This window comes from Vibrio sp. Y10_XG_PY6, from assembly GCF_024181795.1.
Classification (GTDB): domain Bacteria; phylum Pseudomonadota; class Gammaproteobacteria; order Enterobacterales; family Vibrionaceae; genus Vibrio; species Vibrio diabolicus.
Map to the genome: position 1 here is coordinate 1595749 of NZ_JAMZAQ010000001.1, position 25868 is coordinate 1621616.

General features: G+C 46.4%; 22 protein-coding genes. 10 read left to right on the plus strand and 12 right to left on the minus strand.

The annotated features are described in order from the left end of the window. Window positions 1–13: 13 nt before the first annotated feature. Window positions 14–340, minus strand: coding sequence for a DUF4156 domain-containing protein (locus NL644_RS06875; RefSeq protein ID WP_025592803.1), 327 nt, complete (start codon window positions 338–340; stop codon window positions 14–16). 195 nt (window positions 341–535) lie between these two features. On the opposite strand from NL644_RS06875, the gene NL644_RS06880 reads away from it, so the two are divergent. Then, on the plus strand, window positions 536–1246 hold the full coding sequence (locus NL644_RS06880) for a lipoate--protein ligase (RefSeq protein WP_253658213.1): 711 nt from the start codon (window positions 536–538) through the stop codon (window positions 1244–1246). Between the two features lie 63 nt (window positions 1247–1309). Here the strand turns inward: NL644_RS06880 and NL644_RS06885 are convergent, their stop codons facing one another. Genes NL644_RS06885 through NL644_RS06895 form a run of 3 tightly spaced genes read right to left on the minus strand, consistent with a single transcriptional unit; the run spans window position 1310 to window position 5007 of the window. Continuing rightward, on the minus strand, window positions 1310–2347 hold the full coding sequence (locus NL644_RS06885) for an HlyD family secretion protein (RefSeq protein WP_253658214.1): 1038 nt from the start codon (window positions 2345–2347) through the stop codon (window positions 1310–1312). A 1-nt stretch (window position 2348) separates the two neighbouring features. Further along, window positions 2349–3665 carry a glycosyltransferase gene (locus NL644_RS06890; protein ID WP_172605941.1) on the minus strand — a complete coding sequence of 439 codons (1317 nt, stop codon included), beginning with the start codon at window positions 3663–3665 and terminating at the stop codon, window positions 2349–2351. Continuing rightward, the gene (locus tag NL644_RS06895; RefSeq protein WP_253658215.1) at window positions 3652–5007 is read right to left on the minus strand and encodes a diguanylate cyclase; all 1356 of its coding nucleotides are present in this window, start codon (window positions 5005–5007) and stop codon (window positions 3652–3654) included. The genes NL644_RS06890 and NL644_RS06895 overlap by 14 nt, the downstream gene beginning before the upstream one ends. Window positions 5008–5725: 718 nt before the next feature. On the opposite strand from NL644_RS06895, the gene NL644_RS06900 reads away from it, so the two are divergent. Then, window positions 5726–7294 (plus strand): DEAD/DEAH box helicase, encoded by a 1569-nt coding sequence (locus tag NL644_RS06900; RefSeq protein WP_253658216.1) that lies wholly within the window; start codon window positions 5726–5728, stop codon window positions 7292–7294. A 105-nt stretch (window positions 7295–7399) separates the two neighbouring features. Here the strand turns inward: NL644_RS06900 and NL644_RS06905 are convergent, their stop codons facing one another. Continuing rightward, entirely contained in the window at window positions 7400–10279 is a 2880-nt protein-coding gene (locus tag NL644_RS06905; RefSeq protein ID WP_253658217.1) for an amylo-alpha-1,6-glucosidase, read from the minus strand. Window positions 10280–10499: 220 nt separating this feature from the next. Between NL644_RS06905 and NL644_RS06910 the strand changes: the two genes are divergently transcribed. Continuing rightward, window positions 10500–11411: a LysR family transcriptional regulator gene (locus tag NL644_RS06910; protein ID WP_253658218.1), complete on the plus strand. Its 912-nt coding sequence runs from the start codon at window positions 10500–10502 to the stop codon at window positions 11409–11411. Here NL644_RS06910 and NL644_RS06915 read toward each other — a convergent pair. After that, the gene (locus tag NL644_RS06915; protein ID WP_150917013.1) at window positions 11364–12299 is read right to left on the minus strand and encodes a LysR family transcriptional regulator; all 936 of its coding nucleotides are present in this window, start codon (window positions 12297–12299) and stop codon (window positions 11364–11366) included. The two genes, NL644_RS06910 and NL644_RS06915, sit on opposite strands and share 48 nt — an antisense overlap. 216 nt (window positions 12300–12515) lie before the next feature. Between NL644_RS06915 and grxB the strand changes: the two genes are divergently transcribed. Both grxB and NL644_RS06925 read left to right on the plus strand, forming a co-directional pair. Beyond that, window positions 12516–13145 (plus strand): glutaredoxin 2, encoded by a 630-nt coding sequence (grxB, locus tag NL644_RS06920; RefSeq protein WP_114323411.1) that lies wholly within the window; start codon window positions 12516–12518, stop codon window positions 13143–13145. Between the two features lie 10 nt (window positions 13146–13155). After that, a complete protein-coding gene (locus NL644_RS06925) occupies window positions 13156–14280 on the plus strand; it encodes an alkene reductase (protein ID WP_005387029.1) in 1125 nt (374 codons plus the stop codon). A gap of 83 nt (window positions 14281–14363) precedes the next feature. Here the strand turns inward: NL644_RS06925 and NL644_RS06930 are convergent, their stop codons facing one another. From NL644_RS06930 to NL644_RS06940, 3 genes are read right to left on the minus strand one after another with little or no spacing between them, the layout of a single operon-like run. Next, entirely contained in the window at window positions 14364–15422 is a 1059-nt protein-coding gene (locus tag NL644_RS06930; RefSeq protein WP_253658219.1) for a zinc-binding dehydrogenase, read from the minus strand. A gap of 4 nt (window positions 15423–15426) precedes the next feature. After that, window positions 15427–15939, minus strand: coding sequence for a 2,4'-dihydroxyacetophenone dioxygenase family protein (locus tag NL644_RS06935; protein WP_005479856.1), 513 nt, complete (start codon window positions 15937–15939; stop codon window positions 15427–15429). Window positions 15940–15979: 40 nt separating this feature from the next. Further along, window positions 15980–16741 carry an SDR family NAD(P)-dependent oxidoreductase gene (locus NL644_RS06940; protein WP_114323413.1) on the minus strand — a complete coding sequence of 254 codons (762 nt, stop codon included), beginning with the start codon at window positions 16739–16741 and terminating at the stop codon, window positions 15980–15982. A 131-nt stretch (window positions 16742–16872) separates the two neighbouring features. Between NL644_RS06940 and NL644_RS06945 the strand changes: the two genes are divergently transcribed. Further along, window positions 16873–17874, plus strand: a complete 1002-nt coding sequence (locus NL644_RS06945; protein WP_114323414.1) for an AraC family transcriptional regulator — start codon at window positions 16873–16875, stop codon at window positions 17872–17874. A gap of 63 nt (window positions 17875–17937) precedes the next feature. Here the strand turns inward: NL644_RS06945 and NL644_RS06950 are convergent, their stop codons facing one another. The 3 genes from NL644_RS06950 to NL644_RS06960 form a co-directional block, all read right to left on the minus strand. Further along, on the minus strand, window positions 17938–19215 hold the full coding sequence (locus tag NL644_RS06950; protein WP_005392736.1) for a TRAP transporter large permease: 1278 nt from the start codon (window positions 19213–19215) through the stop codon (window positions 17938–17940). Continuing rightward, window positions 19212–19769 (minus strand): TRAP transporter small permease, encoded by a 558-nt coding sequence (locus tag NL644_RS06955; RefSeq protein ID WP_047008059.1) that lies wholly within the window; start codon window positions 19767–19769, stop codon window positions 19212–19214. The genes NL644_RS06950 and NL644_RS06955 overlap by 4 nt, the downstream gene beginning before the upstream one ends. A gap of 132 nt (window positions 19770–19901) precedes the next feature. Further along, on the minus strand, window positions 19902–21335 hold the full coding sequence (locus tag NL644_RS06960) for a PLP-dependent aminotransferase family protein (protein ID WP_104973447.1): 1434 nt from the start codon (window positions 21333–21335) through the stop codon (window positions 19902–19904). A 273-nt stretch (window positions 21336–21608) separates the two neighbouring features. Here NL644_RS06960 and doeA point away from each other — a divergent pair, with 273 nt between their 5' ends. The 4 genes from doeA (at window position 21609) to NL644_RS06980 (ending at window position 25787) form a co-directional block, all read left to right on the plus strand. Continuing rightward, window positions 21609–22796, plus strand: coding sequence for an ectoine hydrolase DoeA (doeA, locus tag NL644_RS06965; RefSeq protein ID WP_005392731.1), 1188 nt, complete (start codon window positions 21609–21611; stop codon window positions 22794–22796). A 54-nt stretch (window positions 22797–22850) separates the two neighbouring features. Next, window positions 22851–23858 carry a N(2)-acetyl-L-2,4-diaminobutanoate deacetylase DoeB gene (gene doeB / locus NL644_RS06970; RefSeq protein ID WP_006741395.1) on the plus strand — a complete coding sequence of 336 codons (1008 nt, stop codon included), beginning with the start codon at window positions 22851–22853 and terminating at the stop codon, window positions 23856–23858. A gap of 332 nt (window positions 23859–24190) precedes the next feature. Then, entirely contained in the window at window positions 24191–25204 is a 1014-nt protein-coding gene (dctP, locus tag NL644_RS06975) for a TRAP transporter substrate-binding protein DctP (RefSeq protein ID WP_005392727.1), read from the plus strand. A 103-nt stretch (window positions 25205–25307) separates the two neighbouring features. Continuing rightward, window positions 25308–25787 carry an Lrp/AsnC family transcriptional regulator gene (locus tag NL644_RS06980; protein WP_006741393.1) on the plus strand — a complete coding sequence of 160 codons (480 nt, stop codon included), beginning with the start codon at window positions 25308–25310 and terminating at the stop codon, window positions 25785–25787. The last annotated feature ends 81 nt before the right edge of the window (window positions 25788–25868 follow it).

A 25868-nucleotide genomic window follows, 5' to 3' on the forward strand; every position in this document is an offset into this window, starting at 1 on the left:
AAAAGTAAAATTATCACTGTTTGCACTTATAAGCATTAGCAAACATAGTAACCGATGTGGAGAAGTCCAACGGCTCATATAAATACAATGTATCTGCGCCCAAATCTGCCGCTTTGATGCGCATTTGGTTTAACGTACCCCAAACCATGTCTTTATCTGCGTGCAGCCAATAATCATAAAAGTGCCCTTCCGAGCCAATTACCGTTCCCATTAGCTCGCAGTTTTCAATCGCATTCACGTTGTCCCAAAGCACTTGGACTTGCTCAGATTCTTGGGTCGGGAACGTCACACATCCCGTCAATGATGCCGCTAACGCAAGACACATCACTCGCTTTTTCATAGTCATATCGCCTAAAAATTATTTAGATGGCGGATTTTATGAATTGCTTATGTGATGACCAACAAAATATTTCTATCGCCCCTTTAAATAGAAATAATGGAAGCGAAGAAAACTCTAAAGGCAGCGTATACCGCTAGTAATCACATGGCATCTAAGATAAAACAGTAGCGATAATATACGGATGAGGGATAGAGTTTGGTTTCTAAAAATAAGCTAATTCGCTATACGGCTACGGAAGTCGCTGATGCATTTGAAAAAGAAGATGAGCTCATTAAACAAGTTCAGTCCAACCAACTCTCGCAAGTGCTATTACTTTGGCAAGTAAAAAGCCAGACGCTCGTGCTTCCCGCAGGTAAAAAGTGGCCTATTTCTAACGAGTTAGAACATGCGTTAAATGCGTCTGGCTGGAAACTCTTTTCCCGTAAAACTGGTGGTGCCCCCGTCCCTCAAGTACCGGGTATTATTAATCTATCCCACATCTATCACTGGCCAGACGGTGAGCCTTACGACATCAAGAAAGCGTATCTCGATTTGTGTGCGATATTAACGGTTTTCTTTAAACAGCTCGGCGTGAAAGTGGATGTTCATGCTACGCCTTATTCCTACTGCGATGGCGAGTACAACCTCAACATTGGCGGGCAAAAAGTCGTGGGAACCGCGCAGCGTGTTTTACTTAAAAAAGGCGGCGGACAAGTGGTATTGTCACAAGCATGCATTCTGATTGATGCCGACGTCGAGAAGATTGTCGAACCAGTACGAATGTGTAATCAGCTTTGTGGTCACAGCGATGATATTCGTGGCGATGTCCACACACCGCTCTTCAATCATATACCCGACCGCCTCTCGATAGATTCACTCTTTCAGCAACTGACTAGCGCGTTTTTAATGCATGCTAAAGGCGACTAAAGGCGCGTTAACAACCAAAAAAGAAAAGGAGCTTTCGCTCCTTTCCTACTCAATCAACCAACGTTAAAAGCGAACTTCCACTTCGACCCCTTCAATCCATCGACTTTTTTCCAACGGCTCATCAAAGCTCAGTGTGACTTTTAAATAGGCTGGCTGCCCTTCAAATGGGCTTTGAAGTTCTGAAGGCAATTTGTTCACAACCTCAACTGGCTTCGATACCGTCGCTCTAAACTTTCGACCATCAGGAAATACGACTTTTGCTTTGGTTTCCATATTACTGTATTCGAGGTATTTAGGATTTAGAAAAGCCGTAATTTCAGGTGTCACGTTGCGAGCAATCGTGAGCAATGGCGTATTTTCCGATACATTTTGCCCCTCATGCACATGAATATCGAGTACACGACCGTTCATCGGGGAACGGAAGGTGAGATCTTCTTGTTGAGCACGCTTTACTACCAGCTCACGCATTAAAGAACGATACTCTTGTGTCACTGGACCAGCTAACTCTAACTCTTCCAAGTTACGCATCGCATCCACATAAGCAATTTTCTGACTGCTTAACTGATTGCTCAGTGAGTTATTCACACTCACAATAGCGGCGTAATCCACCTCAGACACTTGCCCTTTCTTTCTGTAAAGGTCGTATTTTTTCTGAATATCACGGACCTTCTTCAAGCCTTCAGCTGAGCTTTCAATAGCACTTTTGTATAGCTCATCAGTACTTTGCACCTGATTTTTAGACAGTTTCACCAGCTCATCTTTAATGAAATCAATCTCTTTATTCAACGCATTATCTTTTAACAACAGCAGCGCTTGATCCTGATTCACTTCCGTACCGACATTCACAGGCACTGGCCCAACAATGGCAGAGCGAGTTGCCGTCACCGTAAGTGGATGTGACGTGATAATGGCAGGCGCCGTCACTAACACTTGCGTTCTAAACAAGTAATAAGCCATAAACAAAAGCGGACTGATTACAATCGCTAAAATCAAGTACCAACGGAGACGATAACCGCCACGCTTTGCCTGTCCGTAGACGACTTTCATCCCGTTCTCAGACTGCGGTTTGTTTTTCTTATCTAAGTGAAAGTTAACTTTCATACTAAAACTTTTTACCTCGCTTCAATACCCACCAAGGTGCCATACTCGACTCTTCATGACTTCTCCTCACAACTTCATTAACCATTGAGAAAGCGGTAATCAAACGCATGAAAAACTGGTAGACAGGGTAAAGAAATAACCATTTCGCTGACTTCAAATCCTCTTTCTTTCTCTCTGATACAAGCCCAATGTAGACAACAAAAATCAGAGCAGATAAGAAGAGGTAGACAAAATAGAGCATTAGCATCAACGCCAATACAAATTTAAGTGGATAGACAATCACCATGTACACGCTAAATATCACCACAAGCAGCGGCAATAAAACGTTTTGAATCACGCCATAAGCCAAAGTGAATAAAAAGTTCCCCCAACCAAGTAGCCGTGGAGACAACCCTTCATTGTGTTTACGCAAAAACAAAAACAATAAATCGCCATCCCAACGCAGCCGCTGCAATACCAAACCTTTCAACGTATCTGGCACATCAGTATGGCCGATGGAGTGCGTCGAAAAAGCCAATTTATTATCAGGGTAACGACGTTTGTATTGCTTCAAGCGCATGGTTAAGTCGAGATCTTCTGCAGTATGCGTATCCCAGCCCCCCACTTGCTTAAGCAGGTTCTTCCGAAACGCTCCGAAGGCGCCAGAAATGTTATTGAGCACTCCCCATGTCGCCATCCCCGTTTTACCGGCTTGCATCGACAGCATGTACTCCAAGGATTGCATTTTGGTCAACAAGTTGGCGTTATGGTTGCGAACTCTTAATGCACCGCCGCTCGCAATCACATTTTTATCCGCAAACTGTTTCATCATGGTGAAGACCATGTCGTTATCGAATGACGTATCTCCATCCACGTTAATGACGATTTCACCACTAGCCATTGATAAGCCGGCATTCAGTGTTGATACTCGGCCTCCTCGTTGCCATTTTGGCAACACGCGCACTTTACGATTACGAACGCCTGCATGCCTTTTCTCACCATTTAACGCGGCTTGATAGGTATCTTGGTTTTGTACCGCCCCATCAACCACAGCAAGTACTTCAATATGACCTGGGTAAACTTGCTCAACTAACGTATCGATAGTGATCCCAATCGCGTCACCTTCACCATAACAAGTAATAACGAAACTCACTGAAGGGAACTGTTTTAATTCTGGATCTTCTTGCGCATATGACCAACGAAATATCCCTGTTAGCACCAGCAAATATAGAGGTAGCTCGATAATGATCATGACGGGAAACAGCAATAGCCATAACTCTTCATTGTGAAGTAGCATGCCTCGAAGATAGTCGAGCAGAACGAGACTATCTTGCAGCATAAATCTCACCCATCAGCGATTCCATCCAAACAGAAACACCGTCTTCGATGATCGGATCGGGCAGGTCCCAAGCAAAGACATCCAACTCAAACTCTTCGTCTTCAACAAGCTCACCCAGATCCGATAATTTTTGCTGTAAAATGGACAGGCTCGCGTTGGTCGTATTTGGCATTAGGACAAGCAACACATCCTGTTTGTACTGACAACAGATATCGGTATCTCTAAACAAGCCGCTAAGACGACGCGTCAGTTGATCCATCAATGAGAACAATTTTGCATCGCCATATTGCTTACCGTATTCATCGATCGTCGGTAAATGCAGTCCAAGTAGAAGGTGCTGTTCTTTGTGTCTCAGCGCGACTTTATTTAACCATGCAAGCAAATTTTGGAAAAAGCTGACTTCCACTTTGCCTTTGATCGAGAGCTCAGGAGCTTGAATGGACTTGCCGTGTTGGAAAATGTATTCACCCACTTCACCAAGTCGATATTGGTAAATTTTCCGGACAACAAGCTCTTCGACTTTGATCTTTGAGTCACAACTTAAACATTGACTGATCGTCGCCGCTTCAACAAATAAACTGGAGCAACTATTACAAACGTGGTTTTCAAGCGGGCGATCATAATCAACGCCGATATGGCGCAGCTGAGTCAAACATTTGGGGCACTCGAGCTTTCCACGGCGCTGAAAGCTGTGTTGTTCACCAACATGGCCACAAGTGAAACAGTGCAAAGAGCTTTGAGAGTCGATATCGATGCTGCTGCAATCCGGGCACACCTCTACATAATTCAAGTGTCCGCTGTTGCAATGAGAACAAACACGAATTCTATCGATCAGCACTTCCGCTTCTAATACTCCGCGACCTTGCTCTGAGAGCACGTATCGATAAGTCGAATAAATATCAGGAAACAACATATCTATGATTGGGTACGAATAAACCGACATAGACTCTAAACTTTTTAAAGCAGTCACTCTTCGCTGACGATTGACCCCAAGCCAACCAATCAAAGGATCTAACACTTCCGGTTCATCAATGGCATCGAGCTTGCTCTGAATGGATCGCCAAATTTTTATTGATTCTCTAGCTTCAAAGACACCGTCGGTAACGCATCGAGAATAAGGGGTTTCCACGGAGACATAAACCGCCCAAGACCAACGCCCTTTCTCCTGATAAAACGCTTTCAGAGCAGTATCTATTTGGTGTGGATCTTGATAAGCAATACACACCATGCCACCGAGTCCCGTTGCCACCTCATCAATATGATTAACCAAAACCATATCTTCAGCTAACTCACTGACAGGCTGTTCACCAACCCAGTAGAAATTGTTATTTATTGACGACATTTTATTAGTTCTCACAACCACAAAATTAATTCATAACATCAGAAATATAGAACTTGCAGTAACAAAGCACTCTAGGTAGACAAGCCTTGCCACCGTTAAATACAACAATAGAACAAATATTTAGAGAGCTTTAACTCAGGCAGTAAAAGCAGAAAGATCTCTGAATAAAGTGTGAAGGAGGCCGTGAGTAGAGAAATCGGATAGCAAAGCGCATAGTACAACCTTTTGTTAGCAAGCTGGGATAATAGTGCGATTTGATGCTGAATGAGATCCTTGCATTCACATCAAGCTCATTGTTTTATATCAGTCGATTCCTTTCTGCTCAGCATTTAACCATACCGTTATGTGTCAAATCTGAGACTTGGTAATACTTTACTAACTAATTTCCATTAAAATTGAGTGGCAAAACACTGAATAACATTCAATCATTCTGATTATTTATCAAACAAGTATCTTTAAGCCGTTTGAGTGATTAATAATCACCATTTGTCTCGCTGTTTTTTCCGAAAGAACACGTAACACATTCAAACTACAGAATGAATCTACGTCACTTTTCTATGCTCTTTTTTGTTCAAAAAAGAAATGAGATCCAGTTCAAATATTTATCCATAACAGAATTAGTTGAAGCCAGCGCGTAAAAGCCTCAGAATGTCGCACTTTTCGTACCGATTTGTTTTCGGCGCGTTGTTATCTAACTCTACAATTGAGAATCATACATATGGGTTTTACCTCTTTAGGTCTATCTGCTCCAATCCTTAAAGCTATTCAAGAAAAAGGCTACGACACCCCTTCGCCAATTCAGGCAAAAGCAATTCCTGCTATTTTGGAAGGGAAAGACGTAATGGCAGCAGCGCAGACTGGTACAGGTAAAACTGCAGGCTTTACGCTACCGATTCTTAAGCGTTTATCGAATGGCCCTCGCGTTCGTGCTAACCAAGTTCGTGCACTTATCCTGACGCCAACGCGTGAACTTGCGGCTCAGGTGCAAGAAAACGTGTTTATGTACGGCCGTCATCTTCCACTAAGCAGTGCGGTTGTTTTTGGTGGTGTGAAGATCAACCCGCAAATGCTGCGTCTTCGCAAAGGTGCGGATGTGTTGGTTGCGACACCAGGCCGCCTGATGGATTTGTACAACCAAAATGCAGTGAAGTTCGACCAACTGGAAGTGCTAGTACTGGACGAAGCAGACCGCATGCTGGATATGGGCTTTATCCGTGACATTCGTAAGATCCTAGCACTACTACCAAAACAACGTCAGAACCTACTGTTCTCGGCGACTTTCTCGGATGAAATCCGCGACCTTGCGAAAGGCTTGGTGAACAACCCGGTTGAGATTTCCGTTAACCCGGCAAACTCGACGGCGAGAACGGTTGAGCAAAGCATCTACCCAGCAGACGTGAAGAAGAAAGCACCGATGTTGGTTAAATTGATCAAAGACGGCGATTGGAAGCAAGTGCTGGTGTTTACGAAAACGAAACACGGCGCAAACCGTCTGGCGAAGTTCCTGATCGAACAAAATCTACCTGCTGCTGCCATCCACGGCAACAAGAGCCAAGGCGCGCGTACCAAAGCACTGGCGGATTTTAAATCGGGTGAAATTCGTGTGTTGGTCGCGACGGACATTGCTGCGCGCGGTATCGATATTCCTCAATTACCACAAGTGGTGAACTTTGAGCTACCTAAAGTGGCAGAAGACTACGTTCACCGTATTGGTCGTACTGGCCGCGCGGGCGAAGTAGGTAAAGCGATTTCACTTGTATGTGCGCTAGAAGCATCTGAGTTGTTTGCGATTGAACGTTTGATTAAAGAAGTGCTACCACGTAAAGAGTTGGAAGGTTTTGCGCCAACCAATGTAGTGCCAGAATCCAAACTGGATACTCGTCCAATCAAACCGAAAAAACCTAAGAAGCCGAAAAAACCAAAAGCGCCAAATGCTGCGGGTGAAAACGCTCCAGCAACCGAAAAGAAAGCAGGCAATGGTGCAAACAAACCTAAACGTCGCTTCAACGGTGGTAACAACGGCAACAAAAACAGCACCAATCAAGGTGGTGCGGGCAAGCCTAAAGGCAACCGTGAAGGCCAAGGTCGTACAAACAGTAAACCAGATGACCGCAAACCTAACGGCAACAAGCCAAATGGCAATAAACCGAATGGAAATAAACCAAACGGTAGTAAGAGTGGCAACGCTGGTAAACCGTCAGGTAACCGCAAGCCAAACAATGCTAGGCCTGCAGGAAACAAACCGTCAGGTCAGCGCCGTAAGCCTCGTCCGCAAACTGCAAACTAACCTGTAAACGGCCTCCGATAGCAAATACAACAAAGCCGCTGATAATCTCAGCGGCTTTGTTTTTCTTAGAACACAGTTTTTAGAACGCAGCTTTGTTAAAACAGCCTACATTAAAGGTGTGATTCGAATATCTGCGATTTGAGCTTCGTTCTTTTCACCCTCAATACCACCAGCGTAGATGTAGGTTTCATTCGATGTGAGGTAACTCATATTGAAGTGGTCCTTCAGCGCGATCTGATAGGTTTTCCCCTGCTCCAACGCCACTTCAATTGGCGTTGAGTAACGCATACCTTGGTTTTCACCAATATGGCCCATCTGCAAGTAACCTTGACCAACCACTTTACCTGCATCATCCAATACCTCTAACAATTTCACGGTGTTCGTAATGCCAGTATTAAGTTGCCCTAGGTTATTGTTGTACCAAGCATCGAACTGGTAAGTGCCCGTTACAGGAGCTGTAAACGACTCTGCACCCTTTACGATGCCACTGTCTTTGCTCACCGTAACCACTGAGACATTGTCTTTGAGTGGCTGATATTCGCCAGCAAGTTTGATGCGGCTCTCTTCACCGACACAAACTGGTTGGCTTGGGTTAGAACGGAAGCCTTTATCGTTAATGCTTTCAGCCAAATAACAAGCAAAACCTGTTGGCGTATCGGAATAAGATTGAGCAATCACGTTCTTTTGAATCAGCTCGCCATTGCGATACAAGTTCACGTTGTACTTGCTCGTCACGTCAATCGAAACCGAATTATCAACGCTTTTTACTACCAGTTTTGGCTCTTGCGGAGAATAAACGCGGCTGTCTTCACTCACATACGGTTTCACACCAGAAACTAAAGTAATGCTGCTATCTACATTCACAAGCGCGCCCAGTGTCACGTGGAAATGCCCCTCTTCGTCCATCGTGACATTTTCAACTGGGTAGTAGCCTGTTTCATCTTTGCTTACTTCAGGCAAGTCAATCGTTACCGAGTAGTTCTTTCCTTTGAAGGCAAAGTTTTCCAACGTGATTTGTTCAGACTGAGCCAACAAGTTATTGCGCACCCAACTTGTGATAAATGGCTTCACTTCCAACTTACCTGTTTCGGTATGGATGCCAAATAGGGTCTCTACCACCATGTTCAAGTAGCCACCCACAGACCAAAGCTGACGCTGAGAGTTAATCACTGGGCCATCCAAGCTTGGATCTTCACCATGATCACTATGGATGATGAATGACTTACCAGAAAGCCACTCTAAGTTTTCCATGTTGGATAAATTGGTCGCTGTACCACGAACCAACGATTGAATGGCATTGTTCGCCGCTGCCACGTTTTGTGTTTGATGCGCGGCGCGCAAGCTGTACGCGGTAACAAATGGCCAAATTGCGCGGTTATGGTACACAGGCACGTCCGGTTGTTGAGGGAAGTAAACCGGCACGCCAAACTCACTGTGTGGGTAATTGGCCATGATTTGTTTCGCCTGCGCATCACTTGCCACACCACTGATGATCGCAAGCGCTTCGCCCAACATGTCGTATTTGTCGACCGCGATGTCTTTGCCATTGTCAAACAAATAGCTTACGTACATACCGCGTTCGGCATTCCAAAACTGCTCGTTGATAGCGTTTTTTAACTGCTCAGCCCAATCGGTGTATTTGACCGCGTTGGTTGAATCGTACTTCTCTGCCAACTTAGCCGCGAGCTGAATCGCGCGGTAGTGAACCACGTTTGTCGATAACGCTTTGCTGCTACCAATCGCATTGACATCGTTTGGCGTCCACGTTGAATACGTTTGCTCACGCCAATCGAGGAATGATTGCTCACCAGTGTATAAACCAGATTTCGCATCAAAAGCCGCCAGGCGATCGGCTTCAAGTGTATTACTGATAGCTTTATATGCGCGCTCAGCAAACTGGTTGTACTCTTCTCCATCCAATGCCGAAAGTAAGCGTTCTGCACCAAGCGCCCAAGTCGTGCGGTCGGTACTGATTGGCCAGCTACCGCCAGTGCCCGTGTCTTGCACAATCTGCTCGCCATCGTATTGCTGATCGGTCGTATCGCGGAAAGCGGACAATTTGAAATTCAAACCATTTTGCACGCGAGTTGGATTCATCAATGCAAGCGAAAGGTCTGCTGCGTACGCCAAATCACGCGTCCATACGTAATGCCACTTCGCGCCCGTCTCAAAAACTTCCGCTTTGATTGGGTTGTTGTAGTTGTAATTGCCGTCTTTGATTTCAGAAACGGCAAGCTGGTCTAGCTCTTTCATCGTCAACGCAAACAACGCGTCAAACGCGACATCACCCGACACCACTCGCGGCCCTGTTTGCTCATTAATCACTAAGCCTTGGTCGAGCGCATCACGCAATTCTGTCGTCGTTGAAATACCAAATTCACGCAGCTCAGCTTTAGGATCTTTCACCGAGAAAATCACGGTATCACTCGAGTCATCGTAATTGGCGAACAGTTTCACTTCTTTGCTCTGATGTCCTTCATGCACCATTGCAGGGTCGAGAATCGCATCAGAGTAGTATTTTTCCGCTTCTTCTTGCGTTGCTTTCGTCACAGTCATTGTCGCGCGACTTTCATTGGCAAAGCTCACAGAAAACTTGTAATACCCTTTGTCTTCAAACGTGATCTCAGAGTTACAATCATCATTCATACACGCTTCATTCGTGTCTGGTTTTGGCAGGTACTCCTGAGCTTTATCGAACGCCGCGGGCTCCTCAAAATAGGTGTATTGGATCTGCCAACCCGGATCAGCAATCTTGAACTGATTGCTACCTCGAGCGACGCGCAGTACGGTTTCGTACTCGTTATTACCCAAATAGTTTAGCTTGGCGTGCTCTGCCGTGCCCCAATCCCCATTTAAACCACGTAAATACAAGTCGGCTGAAATAATTGGTTTGTCGACCGGCACAGGCGCATCAGAGGAATCTGACCCACACCCAGCAAGACCAATACAAGACGCGACAGCAAGCGCAATAAAACTCGGTTTCATGTTCATCCCTTAGATTGTTGTTTTGGCGACAGTCTAAAGAACACCCTTTTGAGGGGAAAATAGGAAGTCAGGAGCGAGCTATAGATAACATCTATACGTCAAACCCCAACAGTGATGTAGATCTATGAAATGCGCATAATTTCAATCAAATGAGATTACAGATTTGTGATTTATAAATGAAATTGTGCAAAATACCCCTCGTTCTTAGAGGGGAAAGAAAATGGACAAATCTCTGCAGCAATTTTTACTGGTTGCACGCTGCCAAAGCATCAGCGCTGCGGCAAGAATGGCAGGGTTAAGCCAGCCAACGGTAACAAGCAATTTAAAGAAGCTGGAAGAGAATCTCGGCGTGACGCTGTTTGAACGTCATCCTAATGGCATGGTGTTGACCGAATACGGACGCATCCTCTATCGCCATAGCAACGCGATGCAGCATGAATACAACCAAATGATGCAAAGCATTGATGAACGGAAACAGTACCAAGTCGGAAAAATTAAAATGGGTACTGGCGATGCGTGGTGGCCGCTGTTCGTCAAACAAGCACTCAATGACCATCTGACCAAGCAGCCATCGGCATCTACGCACGTCGAACTTGGCAATCACTTAGGCTTGATGGATTCATTAATCAACGAACAGATTGAATTCTTCATCGGCCACGAGATTGTCGGCTTGTCGTCTAAATGCGATGTTACGTTTATTCCGCTATTTCAAACGGTTGATGCCTATTTTGTTTCCCCAAACCACCCACTTCTAGGGAAAACCGTCACCGAAGAAATGCTGCACGAATACCCCGCTCTTTCGGTCACTTATGACGCAAAGAAATTCGCTCACGTCATCGATAACCCAATCCCAAAACAAAATGAACGCGAAAGGCAGCAACTGGATGACCGACCGACTTACGAAGTGGATTCTCTGCTCGCCAGCATTGATGTACTGAAAGAAAGCGTCGCGGTGATGTCTTATACCCGCCATCTGCAACCGTATTTGGAATCCTTTGGCTTACGATGCTTAACCATGGAAAACGAACCAAACCCTGGCACCGTCGGGATTTATCGCCACCGCCGAGAAACCTCGGAATCGCATCTAGATCTGATTGCTGGTATCACTCAGCGCGCTAAATTGCTCAACTAGAAAGTCCAAAAACAGGCGAACTCTTTTCGGTTGATATTGGCGGCTTTGATAAATGACATGCAAATCCGCTTCAGCGCCTTGCGAAAAGGCGCTGAAGTTTTTCATATACCCATCCAAAACCGTTACTAAACGTTGTTGTTTTAGGTCTTGCTGAATATCTAAAATCGATTTCAACGCAATCCCCGCACCGTCCAACGCCCATTGTCGAATTACTTCACCATCATCAGAAAAGCGCTTTGGCGTGACCGTGATCGTTTGGTGAGACTCTTCATCTTTAAAGTGCCACGTTTTTAATTCTTCATTGCTGCGCACCATCGCTAAGCAGCGATGATCCGCGAGATCTTGTGGGCAGTTTGGGATACCTTGCTTCGACAAATAATCAGGTGACGCGCACAGCACACGTTGACTCGACGCCAGCTTGCGCGAAATGAGATTGCTGTCCGCTAACTCGCCGTAACGAATCACTAAATCGAGCCCCGATTCAGCCAAGTTCGACAAATTGTCATTAAGATAAAGATAAGGCGTCACATCCGGATATTGCTCAGAAAAAGCCGACACCATCGGCGAAATAATTTGTTTGCCAATATCTCGTGGAGCTGAAATTTTCAACGTTCCGCGCACTTGCGAAATACCCGTTTGCAGTAAGTTTTCCGTCTCTTTCACGCTATCAATGATGTTCAGACAAGCTTGATGGTACATTGCCCCTGCGTCCGTGAGTGATACATGGCGTGTGCTTCGGTTGAGCAGCTTTACGCCATAGCGTTCTTCTATCGCTTGCAACCTTGCCGTTACCGTCGCCGGAGATAAACCTAACTCCCTTCCCGCCGCCGCCAGACCTTGATGTTTAACGATGCTGACAAACAACGTCATATCCGAAAACTTATCCATCTTCGCACCCTTATTATTTGGAAAAACTGAATAATCAATTCAGATATTACCCAATTATCAAATTAAGTCGAATCCATATACTGACCCTATCGACATTGTTTAGACCCAGAACGTTATGTGACAGGGAAAAGTTAAACGCCGTAAAGCTGTATTCGGCGTCACTGTGTTCAACGCACAACAACACGCCCTGCCCAGCCAAGAGATAGGAAACAAAAAATGAAACTGTACATTTATGAACATTGCCCCTTCAGCGCCCGCGTCCGTTTTGTTGCAGGCATGCTGAATATTCAGCTCGACGTCATCAACATCACGTATGACGACGAGAGCACCACCACAAACATCATCGGCGCAAAACAAGTTCCTCTTTTGATCAAAGACGATGGTGAAGCCATGGCGGAAAGCTTAGACATCATCAACTACTTCCTTGAATTGGCATCTTCCAATGAAAGCAGCCAACCCTCAGCACCGGTTTTAGACTGGCAAAAACAAGCGTTTTTACCGCTACAAAAAGTCGGGTATCCGCGTTGGTCAAACATGACGTTACCGGAATTTGCAACAGAAACCGCTAAACAAGCATGGCGTGCAAAAAAAGAAACCGAAGCGTTAAATTTTGAAGCTTTGATTAACGATACACCTGCGATTGCGAAAGAAGTCGCCGCTTTGATAGAACAAACCAAACCCTTGCTCAACCTAAGTTCAGAAAAGCAAACGTCACTGGTTGATCAAGCCATTATGTTTTCCATTCTACGCGGCTTTTTCAGTGCGCCCGAAGTGCAATGGGATCCAGCCGTACTTCACTGGATGGCAACCGCTCGTAAAGCGACCAACGTGCCAGTACTTATCTAAGGAGCGCATCATGAAACAAAGAACAAATAAGCTGTTTGAACCAGCTCAACTGAAAGCGTTGTCACTACAAAACCGCATTGTCATGGCACCAATGACTCGCGCACGCACCACTCAGCCGGGCAACATCCCGAATGAGATGATGGCAACGTATTATCAACAGCGCGCTTCTGCCGGGCTGATCATTTCCGAAGCCACACAAATTTCGGACGATTCTCAAGGCTATTCGTTCACACCTGGCGTTTACACCGATGCGCAAGTGGCGGGCTGGCAAGGTGTGACCCAAGCGGTCAAATTACAAGGCGCAGCGATGTTTTGTCAGCTATGGCATGTGGGCAGAGTGTCTCACCCAACATTCCAAAATGGTGAACAGCCTATCGCACCATCTGCGCTCGCTCCGGTAGAGACGCAAGTTTGGATTGCAGATGAACAAGGCAACGGCAATATGGTCGATTGTGTTGAGCCACGCGCCATGACACAAGCGGATATCAACCGAGTTGTCGGTGATTTCGCGAACGCAGCCAAACGCGCCATTGAATCGGGTTTTGATGGTGTAGAAATCCACGGCGGGAATGGGTATCTGATAGACCAGTTCTTAAGAACCAATTCAAACCATCGAACAGACAACTACGGCGGTTCACGAGAAAATCGTATCCGTTTTCTTATCGAAGTAGTGGATGCAGTTATCGCCGCTGTTGGTGCGCATCGAGTTGGAGTGAGATTGGCACCATTCATTACGTTTAAAGATATGGACTGCCCAGATATCGTGCCAACGATCTTAGAGGCATCAAAACAGCTACAGGAGCGCGACATTGCCTACTTGCACTTGTCCGAGGCCGATTGGGCCGATGCACCAACGATTCCCGAGACGTTTCGAATCGAACTTAGAAAGCGCTTTCGCAACGCTATCATTGTCGCAGGTCGCTACAATCCTCAGCGAGCAAACGAAGTGTTAGAGAAAGGCTACGCGGATCTTGTCGCATTCGGACGACCATTCGTAGCAAACCCAGACTTAGTCTCTCGCTTGCAACATCACCATCCGTTGGCAGAACTCGATGGCTCAACGTTGTTTGGCGGAAACGAACGAGGCTACACCGATTACCCTGCTCTGCAACAGGAATGCGCAGAACAGGCCTAACAAAAAAAGCCCCAACCTAGCTGCTACGGTTGGGGCTGTCACCAAACTAAAATTAGTTTTGGCTGGCTTAAGCTGGCTAAGAGTTAAATCACTTCTAACGCGCCGCTGCGCCAAGGTTCGATAACGACTTTGATGTGATCATTTGGCGTCATTAACTGTCTAAACGCATCTTCCACACCATCGATTCCCACTTTGGCGGTAAGCATTTTCTGCCAAGGCAACTTGTGTTCGGCAATCGCTTGAAGGCATTGCTCAAACTCTTGCGGTTGGTAGTAGTAAGAGAATCTCAAATCGAGCTCTTTTACCGTCGCGTACGCGTAGTTAATGGTTGCTGGAGCCGTATGAATGCCTGATACAACGATTCGAGATCGGGCAGGAGCACGGCGCATGAAATCATCAATCAAAGTATGTTTGCCAACACACTCATAAATGACCAAACGTGAATTCATTGCATACTGTGCCCCGACTGCGATCTCGTCCTCCTTGTTCGGGTTGATCAACCGATCTGCGCCAAACTCGCTGGCAAGTTGCAGCTTCTCTTCCTGAAGATCAACCGCAAGAATGTTACTCACGCCGCGTTGTTTGAGCGCTGCGATCACCGCCAGCCCTATAGAGCCACAACCGACAACCAGCGCTGTTTCTTCCGTTTCGATTTCACTGCGATTGACCGCGTGCAAACCGACCGCCAGTGGTTCGGTCAATGCCGCCGCCTCAGACGGCATTCCGTCTGGGACAGGTAGCAATAACGCTTCATCAAGCAGGAAGTACTCAGAGTAAGCGCCATAAGTACCCGGAGTAACACCAACGCCCGCGCCATTTTGGCTGAGCAACATCGGCACAGACGTGACTCGGCTACCAACGGGCAACGTTTGCTGCGTATCGGCACCGTATTCGGCAATTTCCGCACAGAATTCATGTCCCAACATCACTTGAGCGTGCTCACCTACTTCATCAGGCATCAACCCGAGTTGGTGGAATACATCAAACACCTCATCCGCGTGTCGAGTAATGTGAAGGTCGGAGCCACAAATCCCACAAGCAAGGCTGCGAACCAACACTTGTCCTGCTGCGGGCTGGGGTATTTCGACTTGCTTCAGGTGGACACTACCATCCTGCATTACGATACTGTTCATCTGTTGCATGGGGTTACTCCGCTAGCTCATCGCTGAGGCCAGCAATCGCACCCGGTTTGATGTAGCGCGCGGTGAAGCCTTGTGCTTTCGCTGTTGCAATAACAACTTGCTCAATCCAACCCGCGTCCATGATATTGATGAAGTTACCTTCTTCGTCAAAGTTAATGTTTGCACCTTGGATCACCATAAATCCGTCGGCACCGCCTGAGCTTTCAGGGCAGTGGAAGGTGTGAATCGAACCGCCTGGTTCATATAAGTAGCTGCCAGCGGTTTGGACTTGGTCTGGATACTCGATGTAGTGCCAAGCGCCACTCAGGGTATAGAAATGCACCACACCTGTGTGGTAGTGCTTAGGCAGAGTGATACCCGGTTTGAATTTGGCGCGAACCACCCAAGTACCGTTTTCTGGGTCTAGAAACAACGGGTAAACATCAACACCCGGTAGCGCGTCTTTGATGATCGACTCTTCATTGGTATTAAGAGTTAATAGGAAATCTTGATGCTGAATAACTTCTGGTAATGACATAACTTACATCCTCGCTATTGCTGTAATGTGGCGTGCTCGCCTATCCCATGAGTGGGTACTTAAAATTCTCGAAACCGTCAGACGCACTGACGGTGCAGCCGTTGATACAGTTGGCTTTCTCGCTGACCAAAAACGTCACCACGTTGGCGATTTCTTCTGGTTGAGTGAAGGTTTGGCGCATCTGCTCTTTACGGATGTGATTCCACAGGCCAATTTCGTCGTATTGTCTTAACATCGGAGTATCAACACGTCCCGGAGCGACGGCGCAAACACGAATACCCAATGGTGCCAGTTCTAATGCGGCGCATTTGGTCATCATATCGACCGCCGCTTTACTGACGTTGTAGGTAAAAGTCATCTCAGACGCCATTCGTGCGTAAACAGAAGAAGTATTGAGGATCACACCCGGTGTGCCTTGTGCTTGGAATTGTCGTCCAGCGGCGAGAATGCCATAGTAAACGCCGTTTTGGTTGACTTTAGAGATAGGCTCAAAGTCGGCGATAGGATCATGTTCAAGCAGAGGTTTCGGTGCGCCGATACCTGCATTGTTGACCATGATGTCAAGTGAGCCAAATTGTTCGACCGCGTACCTCACCATGGCTTCGACTTGTTGGTAATCGGTGACGTCCGCAACAAAGGTTTCCAACTGCTTAGAGCCAAAACTTGCGTACATTTGCAGTGATTGCTCTGAAATATCGACAGCAAGCACTTTGGCTCCTTGCTCTCTTAGCTTTGCAATAATAGCTTGCCCAATTCCACCCGCAGCGCCAGTCACTATGGCAGTTTTATTGATAAGTTCCATACAGCTTCTCATCCATGCGTTGTTGTTATCGAAATGTAACTTAGATCAACTCACTGGCACTCACTTGACCTTTTACGAAGTAAATTTGATATATTGCGACTTACAACCTGTTAACATTTAAAAATCGAGACATGTATATCGTACGAAGTGGCGCTGCCGATAAATTTGATAGCTTGGTTTCAGAATTAGGTCAGAATCCGCAAGAGATAATGGCCGCTGCTGGCCTGTCTGCCGCGCAGTTTCGCGATCCCGATACGTATCTCGCTTATCCAAGATTGGCTGAATTGCTGGAGGAAGCGGCTGCTCGTTGTAAGCAACCGTTGTTTGGTGCGTTACTCGCCGAGCGCCAAAACCTGCAAAGTTTAGGCGATTTGCCGATGCTGGTTTCTCGTGCTGAAACGGTCGGTGATGCATTGGCGCGGGTGAATGATTATCTCTATTTGCATTCGTCAGGCGTTACTCTCAACATGACGCCACAAGATGATTGGGTACGATTGTCGCTCAATATTGATGTGAATAGTGACCGCGGTATTGCGCAGTTGATGCAGCTAAGTGTGTCACACTTAGCCATGTTTATCGCCAGTTTGCTCGATATTGAAGCAAGCCACTTCGCGCTACATTTGACTCAACACGCAACATTGGAAGTAGAGCAAAGCAAGTTTGCCCAACAGAACAAACTGCGTTTTGGTGATAAGTTTGACGGTGTATTGCTCAAAGCCAACCTGCTCAACGCTAAGAATCACCAAGACGAAGACGCACTGAATCGCCACTTTCAACAGCACCTCAAGTATTTGCAAACCCGCTATCCTAACAATCTGAGTGATCAAGCAGCGAATATGATTGGTCGTTTGTTGTCGACCGGAGAATGCAGCGTGGAGCGCGTTGCAAGAGCATTAGACCTGCATCCGAGAATGCTGCAAAACAAGTTGAAACAGCAGGAAACAAGTTATCGACAGTTGTTACAACAAGTACGACAGGATTTCGCCGAGCAGCGTTTAAGTGAGAATATTCAGAGTATTACCGATATCGCATTGCAACTGGGCTATGCAGAAACTGCGGTATTCAGCCGCCACTTTCGCAGTTGGACAGGAAAGTCGCCCAGCCAATGGAGACTGGAGAACAGGATAAGTTGAACCAGTTTGAGAGCATAGATAAAAAGCCGCTGATATTCAGCGGCTTTGAGCGTTTAGTCGATACTATCGAAACGCTAGATCACGTAAGAAAAGTGAAATCGAAGGGAAGAAAATCAGCATCACGGAGACCAAAAGCAAGATGAACACAAACGGTGGTGTCCCGCGAATCACTTCCACATAAGGACGTTTAAACACGGCAATCGCGGTAAAAATATCACAACCGAATGGCGGCGTTGCAGAACCTATCGCTGCTTGCAAGGTCACGATGGTGCCGACCAGTACTGGGTCAATGCCAGAGGACTTAATCACAGGTGCAAAGATAGGGATCAAAATCAGCATCACTACGATTGGATCAACGAACATACAACCAATAAAGAACGCAATTGAAATAACGACCAGTAACTCGGTTTGCGAAAGATCATTAATCCCGATCATACCCAACAATTCTTGCGGGATCTGGGCAAATGAAATTACCCAAGAAAAAGCAGCCCCTGCTGCGACTAAGATAAATACCACCGCGGTAACCATGCCCGTAGAAAGCGCGATTTCGCCAAGCTCCTTCCATTTCACTTTACGGAAGATAACCATTTCTAATAACACAGCGTACAACACCGAAACCGACGCCGCTTCGGTAGGGCTAAATACTCCAGCATAAATACCGCCAACAGTAATGATCGGAAAACCAAATGGTAAAACCGCTTTACGTATTGTGGTCCAACGTTCTTTCCAGCTGGCTCGCGGGGCATTTTCTACAGAGCTTTTACCTGCATAAAAATAACAGTAGGCAGAAAACATCAATAAAATCACGATCGCCGGTCCAATACCAGCAATAAACAGCTCAGCAACCGATGTTCCAGACACCACACCATAGATGATCATACCGATACTCGGTGGAATAAGGAGCGCTAAGTCAGAGGCGTTAATAATCAAAGCCAGAGCAAAACTGTCTTTGTAACCATACTCCAACATTTTCGGTCGCATAATAGAGCCAACAGAAACAACGGTGGCTTGTGTAGACCCCGATACCGCACCAAACATCGCACAGCTAAGCGATGAGGTGATCGCCAGACCGCCACGAACGTGCCCAACAAACGCCATTGCGACATCTAGCAAGCGCGTTGCTGCCACGCCTCGGGTAATAATTTCTGCCGCGAGAATAAACATAGGCACAGCGATCAACGCAGCGGGTTTGATGCCAGCAAGCATTTGCTGGATCATAAAATCTGGCCCCAAGCCAAGAAAAACAATAAATCCCAACATGGTCGCCGCTAATAGCGGTACCAACATCGGAAAGCCAAAAGCCAACAACGTGATCATCGTTGCAACAAGAGCGGTCGTCATAGCGCTTTCTCCTGCTTAGTGGCAGAGCCGATGCCATCTGGTCGAGATGAGCGTGAAAGCTTTGTCAGCGTTATGAAACGTTTGATATGGCGACCACCCACACGCGCGAACTGAACCGTGCTAAAGAAAAGGCCAATCGGTGCGATTAAGTACACCCAACTCAAAGGTACTTGCATTGCAGGAGAAAGACGCCCCATTTGGCTCACCTTGCCAATGTATTGCCACGAATACCAAGTTAGTACCGCCACCAATGCAGCGGTGAGTAAATAAATAATGCCGTTGGCTAAAGTTTGTATACGCTTTGGAAGCATATCGGTAAATGCCGTCATACGGATATGGCGAGATTGGCGGGCAGCATAACTGCAACCAATAAACGTGACGGCGATAATGAGGAAATAATTGAGTTCTTCTGAAAAGTAGATGCTTTGGCTAAAGAGGTAGCGCCCTAATACGTTAGCAATTGAGTTCAACGCAATAAGAAGCACCGAGCCAATGAGCAGTGCCGCCTCCGCTTTCTGTATATATTTATCTAGCCACTGAAAAATCCCTTTCATCCGCGCTGCTCCTGATCAACAAAAATGTTAATGAAACGTTATCTTTTTCATGACAATCAAGTCAATCAGGTGAATAAGAAAGATTTTCTGAACTTGGCGCTTTCGCAGAAAAAATTGGTCAGAGCATACTGCTCAGACCAAAAAGTGAGAGGTTGGAGGGTTTGTATCGAGAATTTCTGCAATAACAGACAACCCATGCTTGATGTAGCCTCGATTAGTCTCTGCTCCCAAACTGATTCGCACGTAAGGCATTGGCTGATTAGTATCGAGAACAAAAGGTTTATACCCCGTGATCTGCACCCCCGAACGCTTAGCCGAAGCGACCAGATCATCACTGCTCCACTGCTCAGGTAACCTCAACCAAATGTGCTGACCATTCGGGTGTGAGCTATAAACATGCCCTTCTAAAGTGGCTTTTGCTATTCGCTGGCGCTTGGCAAATTCATTGACTTGAAATCGAATAAGTCGATTTAATGTACCGTTCTCGATCCACAAATGAGCGACTTCAAACGGTAGCGGGGTCGCAGACCAACTCGTCGCTGCTAAACGGCCAATCGCATGCTGTAAAAAATGACGTGGGACCGTTAAATAGCCCGTACGCATACCTGGCGCTACGACTTTGGTTAAACTGGTGACATAAAAAGCCTGCTCGGGTAACAGTGCGGCGAGAGGTGGGACACGATTCGGCTCTAGTGCCCCATACACGTCATCTTCAATCACGTAGATCTCATACTGCTTCGCAATATTTGCTATCGCCTCTCGGCGCGAAATGTCCATATGCGCACTATTCGGATTGGCCATGCTCGGTGTGCAACACAGCGCCTTGATTGGCTTGTGTTTACATGCCCATTCAAATGCATCCGGCGTGATACCAAACTCATCCATCTCAAGCGGTTGTAACTTAAATCCAAGCATTCTCGAGCGAGAGATCAAGCCATGATCGACTAAGTGGCCACAAGCGACTAAATCACCGTGTTCAACAACGGTGCTTAAAGCCAAGGTCAAGCCATGGCATGCACCATTTGTGAGTAATATTTGATCGGTACCAACGTCTAACCCTTGGCTACTGAGAAATCGCGCTCCGGACTCAATATGATGAGGCTGACCTGTTACTGGCTTTGCTTTACTGATCAAACTGCGATTGTTTGTTTGCCCAGCAATTTCCATTAACGCCTGATTAAAAAGCGTAATGTGGCGATCGGTTACTACCGGATGAGCGATCGACATATCAATTTCATCCGGCGTTTCTTTCATCTCTTGCGTCAGCATGAACTCCGTGTCCGTGCTTTCATCCACAAAGCCTGATTTTACAAACGTACCATTTCCCACCCAAGACTCGAGCGCACCTTTTTTCTCTGCATAACCATATGCATGGCTGACGGTTTGTACGCTCACGCCAATTTGCTCCGCAAACTCACGATGTGTGGGTAGTCGAGTACCGGGTTTTAGGTAACCACTGCGGACACATTCGACAAGATAATTGCCAATGGAGATGTACTTAGCGGTGCCTGGGCGAATGATCGGGTTCAAAGAAATTGTCATGACACAATATTTTAATTGATTCATTTTTAATGCTCATTGTAACTTCAATTTAACAAATGGCGAGTTTTTAGCCATCAAATGCGGTGTAATGCACAAAAATGAGCCACAATTGTAATGATTGACATGAGAAATATAGATTCAACAAACATGTTAAATGGCATCGTTTAATCCAAACCCAGCCGCAGTGGTGAGTTGCAATAGTTTTTAAACGCAGGTCTGGCTGACCTGGTGGAAGGTAGAAATACCTCAACGTCTCCGAAGGCCCATAAGGCGTCGGATTTTTAACAAGGAGAAAATATGAGAGGCGTTGCTTTGCATTTTACACTGGATGAATTCCAGGACCGATTAACAAAAGTTCGGCAGTCGATGGAAGAACGAGAGTTGGATGTCCTTATCATTCACGATCCTTCTAACATGGCATGGCTGACTGGTTATGACGGTTGGTCTTTTTATGTCCCACAATGTGTCGTTGTAGGATCATCTGGCGAGCCTGTTTGGTTTGGGCGCTGCCAAGATGCCAATGGGGCATACAGAACTGCGTATATGTCGGCAGAAAATATCACCTACTACCCAGACCATTATGTGATGAACCCACCATTGCACCCAATGGATTTTCTGGTAGAAGCGGTACTCGCCCCACGTCTTTGGGATCGCGGCCGTATCGGTGTGGAAAAAGATAACTATTACTTTAGTGCCACCGCTTACGAGTCACTCACCACGCACTTACCGAATGCTCAACTTCTCGATGCAACCGGGCTAGTCAATTGGTGTCGCGCCGTTAAATCTGATCAAGAACTGGCTTATATGTACCGCGCAGCTCGCATTGTTGAAAACATGCATCGCGTCGCGTTCGATATGATCGAGCCAGGATTGCCGAAACATCACCTTGTCGCCGAGATTAACCGCCAAGCAGTACTTGGGCATGAAGATCACTTTGGCGATTACACCGCGATCGTACCGCTTTTGCCATCTGGTTCTGATGCTTCTGCACCTCACCTAACGTGGGACGATAGACCTTTCAAAAAAGGCGAAGGTACTTTTTTCGAAATCGCTGGGGCGCATCGCCGTTACCATTGCCCACTCTCTCGCACTATTTTTCTTGGGGAACCAGACGACAAATTCAAACGTGCAGATGAAGCATTAACTTTAGGTCTCGAAGCAGGCTTAGAAGTCGCAAGACCAGGCAATACTTGCGCCGACATCGCCAACGCATTGAACCAAGTTCTGGATAAAGCAGGATTCTCACGTGAAGGCGCCCGCTGTGGTTACCCAATTGGTCTGAGCTACCCTCCTGACTGGGGCGAACGAACCATGAGCTTGCGAGACACCGATAAAACCGTATTAAAAGAAGGCATGACATTCCACTTTATGCCGGGGCTATGGTTTGAAGATTGGGGGTTAGAAACCACCGAAAGCATTGTGATCACCCGTGATGGTGCAAAAACACTGTGTGATTTTCCACGCCACTTATTTGTTAAACACTAATTTTTCAAACCGTAAGTTCTGTTGAACTGGGCTTAAGAACAAAAAGGACTCGATATGCAAAAGAGCTCGATCACAGCCACCGTAGACTTTGACCGAGAAGGCGTGCAGCACGGCTTTTTAGCGCTGCCCTATTCCCATGATGACTCCGCTTGGGGAAGCATCATGATACCTATCACCGTGATAAAAAATGGTCACGGGCCAACGGCGCTGCTTACTGGCGGTAATCACGGTGATGAATACGAAGGCATCACCAGCCTGCTAAAATTGGCAAACTCGCTGCAAGCAGAGCAAATACAAGGTCGCGTCATTATTGTGCCAATGATGAACTTACCTGCGGTACAAAATGCCTCGCGCACATCGTCTATCGATAAAGGGAATTTAAATCGCAGCTTTCCCGGAAACCCTGTAGGCTCAGTGACCGAAAAAATCGCGGATTACTTTACTCGTTACTTAGTACCCATGTGCGATTTTGCGTTAGACATTCATTCAGGTGGTAAAACGTTAGACATCGTGCCTTTCGCCGCAGCCCATCGCCTCGACAACCTCGATCAAGAAGAAGCATGCATCTTAGGTGCAAAGCTGTTTGGCGCACCTTACACCATGATCTTGCTCGAAATGGACGCCACCAGCCTGTACGACACCGCAGTGGAATCTCAAGGCAAAATTTTCGTCACCACAGAGCTCAGAGGTGGCGGAACCAGCACTCCAGAAACCATCGCTTATGCCGACCGTGGTATTCGTAACTTCTTGCGTTTTTCGGGCAACTTATCAGGTGATTACGAAAAACCAACCCTGCCAACTAGGTTGCTTGATATGCCCGATGCAAGTTGCTACGTGCAAAGCCAGCACAACGGTATCACCGAATACTTATTTGAGCTTGGCGATACCATCAAACAAGACGATGTACTGGCAAGAATCTATTCAACCGAGCGTACAGGGAGCGACCCAATCGAATACAAAGCGCAGCGCAGTGGGATTTTTGCTGCACGTCGTTTCCCTGCCATGGTCAACATTGGTGACACGGTCGCCGTAATTGCCGAAGACTGTGGCGAATTAAACTAACTCTTACTAGGGCGTATTGACCTTTCGCGGTTAAATTTTGTTCGAGGTAAAATCGTTTTAGGCGCGGCAAAGACTATGCAGCCTAGTCATTCTAAGCAAATGGTCTTCAACAAAGCATAAAACGATTTTTGCGGGGGCGCCTAGCTCGAACCCTTCGGGCAGCCTTTGTGGTTCATTTCTACTGCGTTATCGGCTTTTTATGCAGGCCACCCACAAATCGCTGCAAAAATCAGCTCGAAAGGTCAACACGCCCTAAACACGACACAACATCGGGTCTGGTGTATCACCTGCCGTTGGTGAATTGACTCACAAACTGATTAAGGAAGAAATGGATGAATCCGATGAAACACAGCTACCTAACGAGTGCCGTACTGATCGCTGCCAGCTTTGCCACCAGCAATGTTTATGCAGAGACGTGGAAATTCGCTCTAGAAGAAGTCAAAGGCTCGGTGCAAGATGCTTATGCGCAAGAGTTTAAAAAGCGCATCGAAAATGCAACCGATGGCGACGTCACAGTGGAAGTCTATCCATACGGTACATTGGGTCAGTCAGAAGATCTTACCGAGCTTACTGCGAACGGTATTATCCAATTTACCAACGCATCGCCAGGTATTTTTGGTTCATTCGTGCCCGAAATGCAGGTTTTCTCCATCCCTTACCTTTTGTCGCAAGACAATGATGTGAATAAAAAAGTGCTGAGTTCAAGCCCTACTATCTATGACACACTCGGCGGAAAGCTAGAACAGAAAAACCTCAAACTTCTCACTATGTATCCAGAAGGTGAAATGGTGTGGACGACCAACCGTGAGATTCGTTCTCCAAAAGATTTTGATAACTTCAAAATGCGCGTGATGGCATCGCCAATGCTGGTTGAGGCTTATAAATCGTTTGGAGCCGACCCTACGCCTTTACCCTACTCAGAAGTCTATGGTGCTCTGCAACTTAAAATGATCGATGGTCAAGTAAACCCCGTTTTTGCTATCGAAGAAATGAAGTTCTACGAAGTGAACGACTACATGATCTGGGCAGGACAGCAACAATTTACTACGACTGTCATTACCAACAACAGTTGGTTCGAAACCCTCCCACAAGCCCGCCAAGATCAGGTCAATAAAGTCATCGCTGGTATGACTGACTTTATATTTGAAAAACAGGATGAGTTTAACCAAAAACGTCTTGATCAAATTAAGCAAGCCAAACCAGATATGCAGATGATAAAACTCGACAGTGACGAACGTGCAGCATTTAAACAAGCTTCTATGCCAATGCGGGACAAATACATCGAGCTTACAGGCGACAGCGGTAAAGCAGTGCTGAGCTCACTGGAACAAGAGTTCAATCAATAACAGAATCAATAACAGAAAAAGGAGTGGCCTTCGGGCCACCTTATAGCGGTTGACCAATCATCAACTATTCTGAACTGATTGGTATTTTACAGGGAGACCAATTATGCGCCTCGATCGCTACGACGTAAAAATTCTACAAATACTTCATGACAATGGCCGTATTACCAAATCTCACCTTGCCGAGGCCATTAACCTATCTGTGAGCCCTTGCTGGGAGCGAGTCAAAAAACTGGAAGAAGCAGGCATCATTGAAGGCTACGGGGCAAAAGTAAATACCGATGTTTTGTTCAAACGAACGTCAGTCATGGTTGAAGTTACGCTCAAAGAGCACAGCGCCCAAGCGTTCAAACGTTTCGAGCAACTGGTTCAACACTCACCAGAAGTCACTGATTGTTATGCCACAGGCGGCGGTGTCGATTACATCCTCAAAATTCAGTCGGAAGATATTGATCAATATCAGCGGCTTATCGACAACTGGTTAGAGTCAGAAGTGGGCATTGAGCGCTACTTTACTTACATCGTGACGAAAACAATCAAACGTGATGCAGGCACATTAGAAGTGAACCAAAACGCCTTGTTCTAAAAGGGAAAACACGCTTAAAAGACGACCAGAAAAATCACCATATCTAACGGTGTGGAAAAGAAATTTTTGATGGTTTAAACC

Coding starts and splice junctions, on each gene's coding strand:
- NL644_RS06875 (WP_025592803.1), bottom strand. CDS start 340: ATGAAAAAGCGAGTGATGTGTCTTGCGTTAGCGGCATCATTGACGGGA.
- NL644_RS06885 (WP_253658214.1), bottom strand. CDS start 2,347: ATGAAAGTTAACTTTCACTTAGATAAGAAAAACAAACCGCAGTCTGAG.
- NL644_RS06890 (WP_172605941.1), bottom strand. CDS start 3,665: ATGCTGCAAGATAGTCTCGTTCTGCTCGACTATCTTCGAGGCATGCTA.
- NL644_RS06895 (WP_253658215.1), bottom strand. CDS start 5,007: ATGTCGTCAATAAATAACAATTTCTACTGGGTTGGTGAACAGCCTGTC.
- NL644_RS06900 (WP_253658216.1), top strand. CDS start 5,726: ATGGGTTTTACCTCTTTAGGTCTATCTGCTCCAATCCTTAAAGCTATT.
- NL644_RS06905 (WP_253658217.1), bottom strand. CDS start 10,279: ATGAAACCGAGTTTTATTGCGCTTGCTGTCGCGTCTTGTATTGGTCTT.
- NL644_RS06910 (WP_253658218.1), top strand. CDS start 10,500: ATGGACAAATCTCTGCAGCAATTTTTACTGGTTGCACGCTGCCAAAGC.
- NL644_RS06915 (WP_150917013.1), bottom strand. CDS start 12,299: ATGGATAAGTTTTCGGATATGACGTTGTTTGTCAGCATCGTTAAACAT.
- grxB (WP_114323411.1), top strand. CDS start 12,516: ATGAAACTGTACATTTATGAACATTGCCCCTTCAGCGCCCGCGTCCGT.
- NL644_RS06925 (WP_005387029.1), top strand. CDS start 13,156: ATGAAACAAAGAACAAATAAGCTGTTTGAACCAGCTCAACTGAAAGCG.
- NL644_RS06930 (WP_253658219.1), bottom strand. CDS start 15,422: ATGCAACAGATGAACAGTATCGTAATGCAGGATGGTAGTGTCCACCTG.
- NL644_RS06935 (WP_005479856.1), bottom strand. CDS start 15,939: ATGTCATTACCAGAAGTTATTCAGCATCAAGATTTCCTATTAACTCTT.
- NL644_RS06940 (WP_114323413.1), bottom strand. CDS start 16,741: ATGGAACTTATCAATAAAACTGCCATAGTGACTGGCGCTGCGGGTGGA.
- NL644_RS06945 (WP_114323414.1), top strand. CDS start 16,873: ATGTATATCGTACGAAGTGGCGCTGCCGATAAATTTGATAGCTTGGTT.
- NL644_RS06950 (WP_005392736.1), bottom strand. CDS start 19,215: ATGACGACCGCTCTTGTTGCAACGATGATCACGTTGTTGGCTTTTGGC.
- NL644_RS06955 (WP_047008059.1), bottom strand. CDS start 19,769: ATGAAAGGGATTTTTCAGTGGCTAGATAAATATATACAGAAAGCGGAG.
- NL644_RS06960 (WP_104973447.1), bottom strand. CDS start 21,335: ATGAATCAATTAAAATATTGTGTCATGACAATTTCTTTGAACCCGATC.
- doeA (WP_005392731.1), top strand. CDS start 21,609: ATGAGAGGCGTTGCTTTGCATTTTACACTGGATGAATTCCAGGACCGA.
- doeB (WP_006741395.1), top strand. CDS start 22,851: ATGCAAAAGAGCTCGATCACAGCCACCGTAGACTTTGACCGAGAAGGC.
- dctP (WP_005392727.1), top strand. CDS start 24,191: ATGAATCCGATGAAACACAGCTACCTAACGAGTGCCGTACTGATCGCT.
- NL644_RS06980 (WP_006741393.1), top strand. CDS start 25,308: ATGCGCCTCGATCGCTACGACGTAAAAATTCTACAAATACTTCATGAC.